The 14,308-nt window shown below is 50.4% G+C and carries 9 protein-coding genes; 1 reads left to right on the top strand and 8 read right to left on the bottom strand.

Annotation, left to right across the window (positions count from 1 at the left end):
* Positions 1–52 precede the first annotated feature (52 nt).
* The 6 genes from atoB to atoS form a co-directional block, all read right to left on the bottom strand.
* Positions 53–1,237, bottom strand: coding sequence for an acetyl-CoA acetyltransferase (gene atoB / locus FEK46_RS10630; protein WP_130207153.1), 1,185 nt, complete (start codon positions 1,235–1,237; stop codon positions 53–55).
* A 24-nt stretch (positions 1,238–1,261) separates the two neighbouring features.
* The gene (locus FEK46_RS10625) at positions 1,262–2,584 is read right to left on the bottom strand and encodes a TIGR00366 family protein (RefSeq protein ID WP_135559364.1); all 1,323 of its coding nucleotides are present in this window, start codon (positions 2,582–2,584) and stop codon (positions 1,262–1,264) included.
* Positions 2,581–3,231: a 3-oxoacid CoA-transferase subunit B gene (locus FEK46_RS10620; RefSeq protein WP_130207151.1), complete on the bottom strand. Its 651-nt coding sequence runs from the start codon at positions 3,229–3,231 to the stop codon at positions 2,581–2,583. The genes FEK46_RS10625 and FEK46_RS10620 overlap by 4 nt, the downstream gene beginning before the upstream one ends.
* A complete protein-coding gene (gene atoD / locus FEK46_RS10615) occupies positions 3,231–3,893 on the bottom strand; it encodes an acetate CoA-transferase subunit alpha (protein WP_135559365.1) in 663 nt (220 codons plus the stop codon). Before atoD ends, FEK46_RS10620 begins: the two co-directional genes overlap by 1 nt.
* 194 nt (positions 3,894–4,087) lie before the next feature.
* Complete coding sequence (gene atoC, locus FEK46_RS10610; protein WP_131162016.1) at positions 4,088–5,473, bottom strand: acetoacetate metabolism transcriptional regulator AtoC; 1,386 nt, start codon at positions 5,471–5,473, stop codon at positions 4,088–4,090.
* Entirely contained in the window at positions 5,470–7,296 is a 1,827-nt protein-coding gene (atoS, locus tag FEK46_RS10605; RefSeq protein ID WP_130207149.1) for a two-component system sensor histidine kinase AtoS, read from the bottom strand. The genes atoC and atoS overlap by 4 nt, the downstream gene beginning before the upstream one ends.
* A gap of 168 nt (positions 7,297–7,464) precedes the next feature.
* Here atoS and rcsC point away from each other — a divergent pair, with 168 nt between their 5' ends.
* Positions 7,465–10,314 carry a two-component system sensor histidine kinase RcsC gene (rcsC, locus tag FEK46_RS10600; RefSeq protein WP_130260524.1) on the top strand — a complete coding sequence of 950 codons (2,850 nt, stop codon included), beginning with the start codon at positions 7,465–7,467 and terminating at the stop codon, positions 10,312–10,314.
* A gap of 286 nt (positions 10,315–10,600) precedes the next feature.
* On the opposite strand, the gene rcsB is transcribed toward rcsC, so the two are convergent.
* Positions 10,601–11,251: a response regulator transcription factor RcsB gene (gene rcsB, locus FEK46_RS10595; protein WP_042290573.1), complete on the bottom strand. Its 651-nt coding sequence runs from the start codon at positions 11,249–11,251 to the stop codon at positions 10,601–10,603.
* 16 nt (positions 11,252–11,267) lie between these two features.
* Positions 11,268–13,940 carry a phosphotransferase RcsD gene (gene rcsD / locus FEK46_RS10590; RefSeq protein WP_130207147.1) on the bottom strand — a complete coding sequence of 891 codons (2,673 nt, stop codon included), beginning with the start codon at positions 13,938–13,940 and terminating at the stop codon, positions 11,268–11,270.
* Positions 13,941–14,308 lie beyond the last annotated feature (368 nt).

The following is a 14,308-nucleotide window of genomic DNA, read 5'->3' as shown; positions in this document are numbered from 1 at the left end:
CCGATGTTCAAGAAAACGCCCGATAACTTTCGCTATCGGGCGTTTTTGTTCGTTAATTCAACCGTTCAATCACCATTGCAATTCCCTGGCCGCCACCAATGCACAGTGTTGCCAGCCCCAGCGTTTTATCGCGTGCCTGCATTGCATGTAATAGTGTGACCAGAATACGAGCACCACTGGCACCGATAGGATGCCCGAGCGCGATGGCACCACCGTTGACATTCACTTTCTCAGGATCAAAGCCCAGTGTTTTCCCTACAGCAAGAAACTGTGCAGCAAACGCTTCATTAGCCTCAATGAGATCAATATCCGCCAGTTGTAGCTCCGCCAGTTGTAACGCTTTTTGCGTGGCGGGAACGGGGCCCATTCCCATCAACGCGGGGGCCACGCCGCCGCTGGCATAACTTTTAATGCGTGCCAGTGGTTTAAGGCCAGCCGCCAGTGCTGCAGATTCTTCCATAATCACCAGAGCGGCAGCACCGTCGTTAATACCAGATGCGTTCCCGGCGGTGACTGTTCCTGCTTTATCGAAGGCCGGGCGTAATGCGCCTAACGCTTCTGTCGTAGAATCCGCTTTCGGGAATTCGTCTTGACTGAAGACGAGGGTTTTCTTCCGAGTGACAACATTTACCGGGACGATTTCGGCTGTAAAAGCACCGGACTCAATGGCGGCTGCCGCTTTACGCTGTGAATGTAGCGCCAATTCATCCTGCATTTCACGGGTAATTCCATACTCTTTGGCAACGTTCTCGGCGGTAATCCCCATGTGATAACCGTGGGTGGCGCACATCAGGCCATCGCGCAGGATTACGTCATAAATCTGTCCGTCTCCCAGTCGATAACCAGAGCGTGCTTTTGCATCGAGCAAGTAGGGCGCTAAACTCATGTTCTCCATTCCACCCGCCACGATGCTCTGCGCCTGACCTGCCTGAATCGCTTGTGCGGCAAGCGCCACGCTTTTCAGACCTGAACCACACACTTTGTTGACCGTGAATCCGCACACCGTTTCAGCTAGTCCACTTTTTAGCAGCGCCTGACGCGCCGGGTTTTGCCCCAGCCCGGCTTGCAACACGTTCCCCATAATCACTTCATCGATATGTTGTGAATCGATTCTCGCGCGTTTAATGGCGGCTTGAATCACCGTTGCCCCCAAATCGATGGCACTGGTGGAGGCGAGAGAACCGTTAAAGCTACCGATGGCAGTACGTACCGCACTGACGATGACACAATTTTTCATTTTTCTTCCTTTTATGAGTTGCCGTCAGAACAGCGTTAAACCAATGACGAAAATGACGCCGGAAAAGAGCAGGGCGGTGATGCAATAGCCCATGATGTCTCGGACACCGAGCCCGGCTATTGCCAGTGCAGGTAGCGCCCAGAACGGTTGTGCCATGTTCATCCACTGTTCACCGTAAGCAATCGCCATGACTGATTTACCCAGATCGGCCCCTAACGCCTGCGCGGCAGGAAGGACGAATGGCCCCTGAATAACCCAGTGTCCACCGCCAGAAGGCACGGCGAAGTTAATTAGCGCAGAGCTAAAAAAGGTCATCAGCGGGAAGGTATCTTTGTTGGCGACATTGATGAAAAATTCGGTGATCAGGCCACCGAGGCCGGAGTGTTCCATCATTAACTGGATACCAGCATAGAAGGGGAATTGCACCAGAATCCCGGCGGTACTGCGCGCAGCCGCACTTACCGCCCGCATATAGGCCATCGGCGTTTTATGCAACAACAGACCGGCAATCATAAACATCAGGTTGACGGTGTTGATGGTGATGTTGAATCCCTTCTCGGAGAAGTACAGCACCAGATAAGCAATGCCCAGAGCACCAATAATCAACGCCAGGATGCGACTTTCTTCCAGTTTCTCTGAAGGTGGGGCGTCTGCAGGGAGCTTCTTCTGGAAATCCGCTTCTTCCAACAACAGCTTCGGATCGATACTCACCACGTCGGAAGGCTTAGGCGTCATCATGCGGGTGATAAACGGCATCACCACAATCAGGGCCAGGGTGATAAAGATGTTGTAGCCAGTAAACAGGGTATCGCTGACCGGAATTAACCCGGCGACGTGCTCAACGGGATTTCCAGGCGTCGCTGCCAGTAGCGGCATTGAGCCGGAAAAACCACCGCCCCAGGTGAGAAAGCCGATGTAGGCGCAAGCGATCAACAACGGATAGTCGGAGCCTGGTACCCGACGTGCAACTTCGCGAGCAAACATTGCGCCAACCACCAGACCGAATCCCCAGTTGATTACGCAGGCGACGGAACCAAAAAAGGTGACCAGCATGACCCCTTGGGTAGGCGTTTTGGCTGCTGACGCCGCAGTACGTAACAAACTTTTCACCGGACCAGAACTGGCGAGTGCATGTCCGGTCACGATGATGAGCGCCATCTGCATCCCGAATGCCAGCAGATTCCAGAAGCCGTCGCCCCAGAGCTTCACCATGCTGACTGGAGTTTGTGGCGTTAGCCAGAGTGCTACTGCAAAGGTGATTAATGTCAGTAGCATGGCGAAGATCAGGGGATCGGGAAGCCAGTGACTGACAAAGCGCGTCATAAAACGCGAGATGCGACCGATCATAGCGCCCCCTGTGGGAGCAAAAGATCATCAGCGACGGCGAACTGCGCTTCAGTTTTGGCACGCACAGTTTCTAAATCACAACCTTCGGCAATTTCAGTGAGCCACATCTTGCCATCGATAAAGCGGAACACCGCCAGTTCTGTCACCAGTATATGAACTGCGTGAAGGGCGGTTAGCGGCATGGTGCATTGACGTAAAATTTTTGCTGAACCATCTTTGGCGCAATGTTCCATGGCAATGATCACTTTGCGCGATCCGGTCACCAGATCCATCGCACCACCCATACCAGGCACCATTTTTCCTGGCACGACCCAGTTGGCGAGATTGCCTTGTTCATCGACCTGTAAGCCACCGAGTACACAGGCATCAATATGACCACCACGAATCAGCGCAAATGACATCGCGCTGTCGAACATCGCTGCGCCGGGTAAAACGCCACACGGTTGTCCGCCTGCGTTAACCAGATCTGGATGCGCTGTTGTGACCGGGCCTAAACCGAGGAAGCCGTTTTCCGATTGCAGAGTAATATGAATACCCTCCGGCAAATAGTTGGCGACCATTGTGGGTAAACCGATCCCTAAGTTAACGATGTCACCATCACAAAGTTCCTGCGCCACGCGGCGCGCAATACGTTGTTTTGCGTCCATTATTTGCTCTCCTGCGGAATGATGATGTGGTCGATAACGGCACCGGGGGTGAGAATGTGGTCAGGTTGCAATTCGCCGGTGTCGACCAGTTCGTCGGGTTCCACCAGCGTGATGTCTGCTGCGAGAGCAATCAGGGGGTTAAAGTTGCGGGCGCTGAGTTGGTAGGTGAGGTTTCCGAGTGCGTCGCAACGGTGGGCGCGGATCAACGCCAAGTCTGCCCGCAATGGACGTTCAAGCAACCAGGTTTTGCCATCGAGGTTGAGCGTTTGTTTGCCTTCTTCGACGACGGTGCCGACACCGGTTGGGGTGAGAAAACCACCAAGTCCGGCACCGCCACAGCGAATTTGCTCAATCAACGTACCTTGCGGTACGAGAACGACCTCCATTTCGCCAGAAATCATACGCCGTCCGGTTTCCGGGTTGGTGCCGATATGTGAAGCGATGACTTTGCTGACCCGACCGTTGACGATCAGCGGGCCAGTACCAGTATCAATAAATGCCGTGTCATTGGCGATTAATGTCAGATCCCTGACACCGGACTCCAGTAATGCCTCAACGAGGCGGGGAGGCGTGCCAATTCCCATAAAACCACCAACCATAATGGTCATGCCATCACGAAAGAAGCTGGCGGCGTCCTCTATGCTCATCAATTTTGTTTTCATTTTTTATCCCTCTTGAATACACCGTTGTGGGTACACAGAAGGCATAGCAAGGGGAGTGCCAGAATGAAGTTATTCGATGTCGATTTCTAATGTATTGAAAAAAAGGGAATTAAAAAAATAAGGAGGGAAGGAGGTAATACACTGCTATGCAGAAATTTGCGCACTGTGCAAATTTCTGCATAGCAGTTTTTGTCTTACGTACCAGCTGGATCAATACCGTATTCTTGCAGTTTGTACATTAACGCGCGGCGACTGATACCGAGCATCAGTGCGGTGCGGGTACGGTTTCCCTCCTGTTGCTCCAGCACTTCAATAATGATCCGTTTCTCTTCACGCTTAATCTCTTCTTTGAGATTGCGTTCGCCAACTGGTGTGCTCTTCGCATCGCTATTCAGGCTTACAGACTGGCGAAATTGTGGTGGTAGATCTTCTGCAAAAATCACCGGTCCTGAGTTCATTACCACGGCGCGTTCAATGACGTTGGAAAGCTCTCGGATATTGCCTGGCCACGACCAGCTGGCGAGCAACGACATCGCGCTGGGGTCTATTTCGATAATATCGCGCTGGTTTTCGCTACTGAATTTTTGCAGAAAATGGTTGGCTAACAGGGAAATGTCTTCACGTCTCTCGCGAAGCGGCGGCAATATTAAATGAATTACGTTAAGGCGATAAAAGAGATCTTCACGGAAAGTCCCTTCTTTTACCATTGCGTCCAGGTCACGATTGGTAGCGGCAATAATGCGAATATCGACTTTGATGGTTTGATGACCACCAATCCGTTCAAATTCCCTTTCCTGTAAAATACGCAATAATTTGGCCTGCAATACCAATGGCATTTCACCTATTTCATCCAGGAATAACGTTCCGCTGTCGGCACGCTCAAAAAGCCCCTGACGTAGCGCTTGTGCACCAGTAAATGCGCCCTTTTCATGACCAAAAAGTTCGCTTTCAAGCAGGGATTCTGGTAGCGCGGCACAATTAATTTTAATAAATGGCCCATTGGCGCGTCGGGAGTTGTAATGGATCGCCCGGGCGATCAGCTCTTTACCCGTACCACTTTCGCCGCTGACTAATACGCTGGCCTGGGAGAGGGCGATTTTTGCCGTATCCTTGCAGATTTCCTTCATGGCCAGGCTGTTGGTTAATATGTGGCCCCACTGCCAACTGGCGCTTAGCGCTTGATGTAGCTGGCGAATCTCTTTCTTCATTGACTGCAGCTGTAATGCGCGCTGCACGACCAGGTTCAGTTCATCCAGATCAAACGGTTTGATTACGTAATCAAACGCACCGCTGCGTAAGGCTTCCACCGCCGTTTCGACCTCCGCATACGCGGTCATCAGGACAACGGGCGTACGAGGGTTGTGACCACGCATCGCTTTTAACGCGCTGATGCCATCCATTTCCGGCATCCGGATATCCATCAGCACTACGTCCGGCTGCACACGGGTGAACAGAGGCAAGGCTTCTTGTCCATTACTGGCGCAGTGAGTGTCATAACCCTGCAAAGAAAATGCGGTGGACAACATACGACGCACATTCTCTTCGTCGTCGACAATCAGGACTCGGTAAACAGCATTCATAAGGGCAAATTTTCCTGCGGATCAATCGGTAAGATAAGGGTAAATGTGGCACCACAGCCGGGGAGGCTGGCGACGCGTATATCGCCCTGATGCGCATTAATAATTCGTTGGCTTAGGGCGAGGCCAAGTCCCGTACCGGACGCTTTGGTGGTAAAGAAGGGATCAAAGATTTTTCTCTGTAGTGACAGGTCGATGCCGCAGCCGTTGTCTTCAATCGTGATCGCCTGCTGGTTAGCCGTATACATCCACGTGCGAATGCGGATTTCCCCGCGCGCGGTGATAGCTTGCACGGCATTGATCAACATATTCAGGATTACCTGCTTGAGTAGTTCTCGATCTGCCACGATCGCAGTGAGTGAAGGATCAAGCTCTGTAATAAAGTCGATCCGTGCCTGTACGCCGGAGGTTTGGGCAAGAATCAGCGTCTCTTCGATCAAGGCATTGAGATACACTTGTTGCCACTGGCTTTTACGCGGACGGGAAAAATCCAAAAGCTGCTGAATAACTTTATTAATGGAATCAATCTCATTCAGCACAATTGAGAGATATTCCTTGTGCTCTGACTGGGGAGTCTGTTGGCGAATGATTTGCACGTAACCCCGGATGGCGGTGAGAGGATTGCGCACTTCATGGGCTACGCCCGCCATCAGTTCCCCCAGGGTGGCGAGTCTTTCCGTCTGCGCCAGTCGCCGCTGGCCCTCTTTACGTGCCGTCAGATCGGAAAAAATCACTAAAGCGCCAATCATTTGGCCATGTCCGTCATGGATTCGGCTGGTGGTGGCGCTGATTTCAATGGTTCGGTCGCGTCCGGGATAGCTGATTTCCAGTGCCATATGTTCAATGCCGTGCGCCAGCGTATCGAGGACAGGGCTATAAAAATGGGTGTTGGCAAATAGCGTGGCGTAAGGCTGGCCTACCAGCTCGTGACGTTTGTATCCGGTAATGGCTTCCGCTGCGGGATTCATGGTGATCACATCGCCTTGTCGGTCAATGGCAATCACGGCATCGGCGGCATTTTCAATAATCAGGTCATTGAGTGTTTTCGATTCACGAAGCGCATCGGCAAGGTTATTCACACAACGGCTGATTTGCCCTAGTTCGCCAGGTAGCGGTGGCAATTGCGTAGGATTATTCTGCGCCAGCGTCGACAGACCCGCGGTGATGATATCGATGTTGGCGCTTAAACGACGGGAAAAAAGCACAATCAACAGCAGACTAATCAGCAGCCCGGCAGAAAGGACAATGATTATCCGCACGTCCATTTTCCATGCCTGACGACGAATATCCTCCGTTAATTCATTCGCCCATATATAACCAAGCACGATGCCCTGGCGTTCTATTGGGATCATGGAATTCATAATATCGCCGCGGACTTGCCTGCCGGAAAAGAGTTGTGGCGTGTTGGTTTGCATAACGATATTGCCGGGATGATCCGGGGTGATGCTAATACCTACATTGCTTTGATAGAGTGCCGACGGGGCATAAGTGATAATTGCATCCAGCCCTTTGTGGTAATAGCCAGCCCCGACACCGGGAAATGCTCGGGTAATACGTTCAGTGATGGGAGCCAACTCATGATTCAGTGCCTGGATGCGTGCCTCACGAGGCAGATGTTGGTAAAGCGCAAAGCGTTCTTCCAGTGCGGCGTTCAGCAACTGCACAACTGCCGCTAATTTTTTCTCTTTTTCAGATAAGACCGCTGACCGACCCTCAGTTTCTACGATATAACCAATAGATAGCGTCGGAATGATGACCATCAGGATTGCCATCATAATGAGCTGGTTGCGCAGACGACGTGGGTACAACCACTTCAGAGAGTGCATGCTGGGTATCCGGGTTGGTTTTTCAGGCAAACGACGATTATCAGGGGTTAAGGTAATGATTTCTCGGCGGTGTATCATATTCCAGAGAAGACAGAACATTGCGGTAACACGCTTTTACCGCTACCTTAACCACACTCCATCGGTCACCTGAGGCGGAGCTTCGCCCCTTTGAAATACCTTGCTTCTTTTCGCACAACCCTGAAAGTCTCGCGCTACATGTTCAGAGCGCTGGCGTTATTGATCTGGCTGTTGATTGCTTTTTCATCAGTGTTTTACATCGTCAACGCTTTACATCAACGAGAATCTGAGATTCGTCAGGAATTTAATCTGAGCTCCGATCAGGCCCAGCGGTTTATTCAGCGCACCTCTGATGTCATGAAAGAGCTGAAGTACATTGCTGAAAATCGCTTATCCGTGGAAAACGGCGTGCTTTCTCCGCGTGGGCGTGAAACGCAAGCAGATGTGCCGGTTTTCGAACCGCTGTTTGCTGATTCCGATTGTTCCGCAATGAGCAATACCTGGCGAGGCTCCCTGGAGTCACTGGCGTGGTTTATGCGCTACTGGCGCGATAATTTCTCTGCGGCTTACGATCTCAACCGCGTGTTTTTAATCGGCAGCGATAACCTCTGTATGGCTAACTTTGGCCTGCGTGATATGCCCGTCGAACGTGACACCGCTCTGAAAGCCCTGCATGAACGCATTAACAAATATCGTAACGCGCCACAGGATGACAGTGGCAGTAATCTTTTCTGGATCAGTGAAGGGCCGCGTCCTGGGGTGGGATATTTCTACGCGCTGACGCCGGTTTATCTGGCAAACCGTTTGCAAGCGCTTTTAGGCGTAGAACAGACAATTCGGATGGAGAACTTCTTCCTGCCGGGGACGTTGCCGATGGGCGTCACCATTCTTGATGAAAATGGCCATACCCTGATTTCGCTGACCGGACCGGAAAGTAAGATTAAAGCCGAACCGCGTTGGATGCAGGAGCGATCCTGGTTTGGCTATACGCCAGGTTTCCGTGAGCTGGTGCTGAAAAAAAATCTACCGCCGTCTTCGCTAAGTATTGTCTATTCCGTGCCTGTTGATCAGGTGCTGGAACGTATTCGCATGTTGATACTTAACGCGATTTTGCTGAACGTGATTGCGGGTGCTGCATTGTTTACCCTCGCACGGATGTATGAGCGACGTATTTTTATTCCGGCGGAAAGTGACGCCCAGCGACTGGAAGAGCATGAGCAGTTTAACCGCAAGATAGTCGCCTCAGCGCCTGTGGGGATCTGCATTTTGCGAACTGTCGATGGCGTTAATATTTTGAGTAACGAACTGGCGCATACCTATCTCAACATGCTTACGCATGAGGATCGTCAACGGCTGACGCAAATTATTTGTGGCCAGCAGGTCAATTTTGTCGATGTCCTTACCAGTAACAATACCAACCTGCAAATCAGCTTTGTTCATTCGCGCTATCGTAATGAAAACGTGGCAATTTGCGTACTGGTAGATGTGTCTTCACGTGTGAAGATGGAAGAGTCGCTGCAAGAAATGGCGCAGGCAGCAGAACAGGCGAGCCAGTCAAAATCGATGTTCCTTGCTACCGTCAGCCACGAACTGCGAACGCCGCTGTATGGCATTATTGGCAACCTGGATCTATTACAAACCAAAGAGTTACCAAAAGGTGTCGACCGTCTGGTGACGGCAATGAATAACTCTTCCAGCCTGTTATTGAAAATTATTAGCGACATTCTCGATTTCTCGAAGATTGAATCGGAACAGTTGAAAATCGAACCTCGCGAGTTTTCACCGCGCGAAGTCATGAACCACATCACCGCCAACTATTTGCCGCTGGTGGTACGCAAGCAACTTGGTTTGTACTGTTTTATTGAGCCAGATGTACCGATGGCGCTCAATGGCGACCCAATGCGCTTACAGCAGGTGATCTCCAACCTGTTGAGTAATGCTATTAAATTTACCGATACCGGCTGCATTGTTCTGCATGTTCGCGTTGATGGTGATTATCTTTCTATTCGCGTACGCGATACCGGGGTGGGCATTCCAGCTAAAGAAGTGGTGCGGTTATTTGATCCGTTCTTCCAGGTAGGGACGGGCGTACAGCGTAACTTCCAGGGTACTGGTCTGGGGCTGGCGATTTGTGAAAAACTGATCAGCATGATGGACGGTGACATCTCGGTGGATTCTGAACCGGGAATGGGCAGCCAGTTTGCGGTGCGTATTCCACTGTATGGCGCGCAGTATCCGCAGAAAAAAGGTGTCGAAGGATTAACGGGTAAACGTTGCTGGCTGGCGGTACGCAATGCGTCGCTCTGTCAGTTCCTTGAAACCAGTTTGCAGCGTAGCGGCATAGTCGTTGCTACATACGAAGGGCAGGAGCCGACTTCCGAAGATGTGTTGATCACCGATGATGTGATGAGTAAAAAATGGCAGGGCAGGGCGGTTGTGACTTTCTGTCGTCGCCATATCGGTATCCCTCTTGAGAAAGCGCCTGGTGAATGGGTACACAGTGTGGCAGCTCCGCACGAGCTACCGACATTGCTGGCGCGCATCTATCTGATAGAAATGGAGAGCGACGATCCTGCTAACTCTCTGCCGTCGACCGACAAAGTGGTCAGCAATAACGACGATATGATGATTCTGGTCGTGGACGATCATCCAATTAACCGTCGTCTGTTGGCCGATCAGCTTGGATCGTTGGGCTATCAGTGTAAGACGGCGAATGATGGTGTTGATGCGCTTAATGTTCTTAGTAAGAATCACATTGATATCGTGTTAAGTGATGTCAACATGCCGAATATGGATGGCTATCGGTTAACGCAACGTATCCGCCAGCTGGGACTGACGTTGCCGGTAATAGGGGTAACGGCCAATGCGTTGGCTGAAGAGAAACAGCGGTGTCTGGAGTCCGGTATGGATAGCTGTCTGTCTAAGCCAGTGACGTTGGATGTTATAAAACAGACGCTGACGATGTATGCCGAGAGGGTCAGGAAAGCGCGAGAATCGTAAGCCGGATAAGGCGTTTACGCCGCATCCGGCAATCGGAGCAAATGCCAGATGCGACGCTGACGCGTCTTATCTGGCCTACATTATCGAAATCCATTGAAATAATGGAATTTGTAGGCCGGATAAGGCGTTTACGCCGCATCCGGCAATCGGTGCAAATGCCAGATGCGAAGCTGACGCGTCTTATCTGGCCTACATTATCGTAATCCATTGAAATAATGGAATTTGTAGGCCGGATAAGGTGTTTACGCTGCATCCGGTAATCGGAGTTTATCGGGAATGCGGGAAATTACTCTTTATCCGCCGGACTTAACGTCACAGAAGAGAGATAATTCAACAGAGCGATATCGTTCTCGACTCCCAGCTTCATCATTGCGGATTTTTTCTGGCTACTGATGGTTTTAATGCTTCGGTTCAGCTTTTTAGCAATCTCGGTAACCAGGAAGCCTTCGGCAAACAGGCGCAGAACTTCACTCTCTTTTGGTGAGAGGCGCTTGTCACCGTAACCGCCAGCACTGATTTTCTCTAACAGCCGAGAAACGCTTTCCGGAGTAAATTTCTTACCTTTCTGTAGCGCGGCGAGCGCTTTCGGCAGGTCGGTCGGCGCGCCTTGTTTCAGAACGATCCCTTCAATATCCAGGTCCAGCACCGCGCTAAGAATAGCCGGGTTGTTGTTCATGGTCAGAACAATAATCGACAGACTTGGGAAGTGGCGCTTGATGTACTTGATTAAGGTAATGCCATCGCCGTATTTATCGCCAGGCATGGAGAGATCGGTAATCAAAACATGCGCATCCAGCTTCGGCAGGTTATTGATCAGTGCTGTAGAGTCCTCAAATTCGCCGACAACATTCACCCACTCGATTTGCTCAAGTGATTTGCGAATACCGAACAAGACTATCGGATGGTCATCAGCAATAATTACGTTCATATTGTTCATGTAATAGGCTACCTTGCTACAGCAAGCTCTTGACATAGCTGTCAATGTCGCTGATGTATTTTTCTATTCCTGGGACATCCTTCTCGCGAATAAGATGTTCCAGCGTTTCACATAACTGCTTGCCGGGTACCAGATTAAGCATGGCAAACACGCCTTTCAGACGATGAGCCGTTTGGGCTAACGCAGCAAAGTCACTGGTTGCTGCCTCAGTATATAGCCTCTTAACATCATCCGGTACTGTGTCTACAAAGAGCGCATAATAGCCGCTGGCATGGAGTTGTGCATTTTCATCTCCGCCCAGAGGCGATTCTGTCACCTCTTCCTGCGCCAGTTGCACTTCGATCAATTGTAAGACCGCTTCCTGCATAGCGTTGCTCATATTGAAGTTGACGCACAATTGACCAGGTCCAATTTCCCGTACGCCAGACTCATCATCGCTTAAAAGCAAGCCAGAGGCAGTAAGATTAGACGGATTATCCGTTAAAAAGATATCATAATCTTGACTAATTAATCTTTCATCCGGTGTGATGCAGGTTGCCCCCCAATTTTCTAACTGGCGAGTGACAATATTCCGAATTTCTGCGGAAGTTATGTCCATCATCACGCTAACATCATCCAGTAAACGCTCTTCTTCCTCTTCTACTTCCGGTTCCGCAGTGGGCATTTTGATATGCACGGAATAACGTGTACCAAGCTCGTCGCGCGTTTTGATGTTTAAATGACCGCCTAGCTTGCGCGCCAGTTGATCGCTCAACCAGAATGCTAACGGATCCGCCTTGCCGTAGCGATCGCTTTGGGTCTGGTTGATGAACGGGAAGTGCAAATTATCCATTTCATGAATACTTATGCCATCTCCGGTGTCCAGAATGCGGAAAGTCAGACGTTCTTCGGAAGATTCGTCCTGGTCAACCTCAAGGGTAATTTTCCCCATTTGCGTTGAGGTGACAGCATATTGCATCAGTAACAGCAAAATACGGCGTAGGGCATCGCGATCGCCGCAGCGCATATCGTGTACTTTTAGATGATTGTTAATCAATAGCTGCAAACCTTTACGCTTGATGGCTGGCAACACGGAAGGCACGACTTCATCAATTAAATCCTGCACGGAGAAAAGCTCGCTCTCGCTTTTCCAGCTATCGTCGGCAAGCATATTTGCTAACTGGATTTCATCGACCAGGCGCACCAGCACATCAGCCTGATTCGCCAGTTGTTTGCTTTCCGGTGTGTTGAGTTTGGCTGCGCTTTCCGCCAGGGAGCGTGCTGGTTCTTTTAGTGCATCGCCAATATTTTTCATAAAGGCCATCCGGCCTTGCTGATTTTTCTCGTACAGACGCTGCGCCTGCTTGAGTTTCTTGTTCACCAGTACTTCGCGATCTTGATCGCGAATAATGAAGATTTGTGTACGCGGCGCGACCTGGCTGCGGAACATACGGATCTCATACAGTTCGTTATTGATCGTCGCCTGAATGATGCCCTGATGCTGTTCTGCCATAGTGGTGATGTTTTGCAGATTCAAATGCGGCAGCAGGTGATCGGCAATTTTGTTACTTATTACTGTGCGATTCGATTCCTGATCGTGAACCAGCAGGCCGAGCGGCAGCAGTGACACGATCTCTTCATTGATGGCCCGCAAAACGCGCAGTTCATTGTTCACTGCCGTGCTGGGTACGCTTTCGGTGGTGCGGCCAGAGAAATGGCGGAAGGTGGTATAGCCAAACAGCGCCAGCGCCAGCAAACCGATGTTCAGCAGCAGCGGCAGGAGAATGTTTTGCAACGTATCCAGCAGCAATGTGCCATAAGGAACCTGCCAGACCAGACGCATATCCGTGGAGTTTAGCGCCGAAGAGATTTCAATCTTCGAACTATTAAAGTGGATACTGACGCTATCCGTCGCTTCTTTCTCATTATTATTGGTTCCCGCAGCTGTCGCGTCTGGCTCCAGACGGAAACTGTCCAGCGGCATCCCCGGCGGGATCAAATCATTAATAGGCAGATCAAAAGCGACTACCGTCGCCAGATGCCCCGGCTGGTTAAAGGTGGTGCGCAGGGTAAAATAATGTCCGTTCTGCCAGGCCAGGCGGCGCAGGTTAGAAAAACTTTCGCGTTCATCCAGGGCGTTGGCCTGTTGCAACATCTCTGCGCGACGAGAATCAACAATGTCACTGACGGTCGACTCTTTAAATCCCGAGGTGAGATCTTTGAGCGGTAGGGTGGAGATCAAAACCAGGCTGTTATCCTGGCCGTTCAGATAGTACATCGACCAGGGTACATTCTCTGCGCCCCATAATGTGTCCAGATAAGTGGACATTCTTTGGGTCATTTCAAGCGTTGAGTTGTCGTGAGAACCAAAGATCAGGGCTTCCGTTTTGCGGCGCGGTTTTTCCAGATAATAGACATCCTGTTTCAGGCGCGTCTCCTGCAACCCTTCGCTGGAGGAGGTAGAGGCCGTCGCGGCAATGTTGTCGTAGATTTGCCAGGTCACATAACGCCATGTATCGACGCGCTTTTGTATGGCATGGGTAATATCAACGATCTGGTAGCTTTTATCTTTCAGCCAGGCGTTAACGGCGCTTTGTACCATTACACCCATCGTCACCAGTAACACGATGATCAGCAGTAAAAAGAAGCGGGTAATGCTCCCCGGTAGGAGTGAAAAGCGGGTCGTGGCCGTTGTCTCTTTCTGACGCATTCGTGTTTATGACCTGTTAAAACTTCGCAAAGTGATAGGGCAGTATAAAGGGTACAGTGTGAAATTCCAGACTCTTACCTGATTGATGTTAAGGCATTAGCCGACGATATTTCACATTTTGCGCTGCGGTAAATAAATGTACAAATGCGTTGTTAATGTACAAATAACCCACAGGCATGAAGAAAATTATCAGGAAAATAGCGCAGATAGATTTTGTCGGTAATTGTTGTCGTTTTTTACGAAATAGTTAACGATTGTTATAATTTTGCTACGGTAGCACAGGAAAATAAAAGATGTGTAAAGAAGGGTAAAAAAAACCGGATGCGATGCATCCGGCCGAAATAGGGGTAAACAGACATTCAGAAATG

This window comes from Escherichia sp. E4736, assembly GCF_005781225.1.
Lineage (GTDB): Bacteria > Pseudomonadota > Gammaproteobacteria > Enterobacterales > Enterobacteriaceae > Escherichia.
The sequence above is the reverse complement of the archived record's forward strand: the minus strand, read 5'-3'. Positions and strand labels throughout refer to the sequence as shown.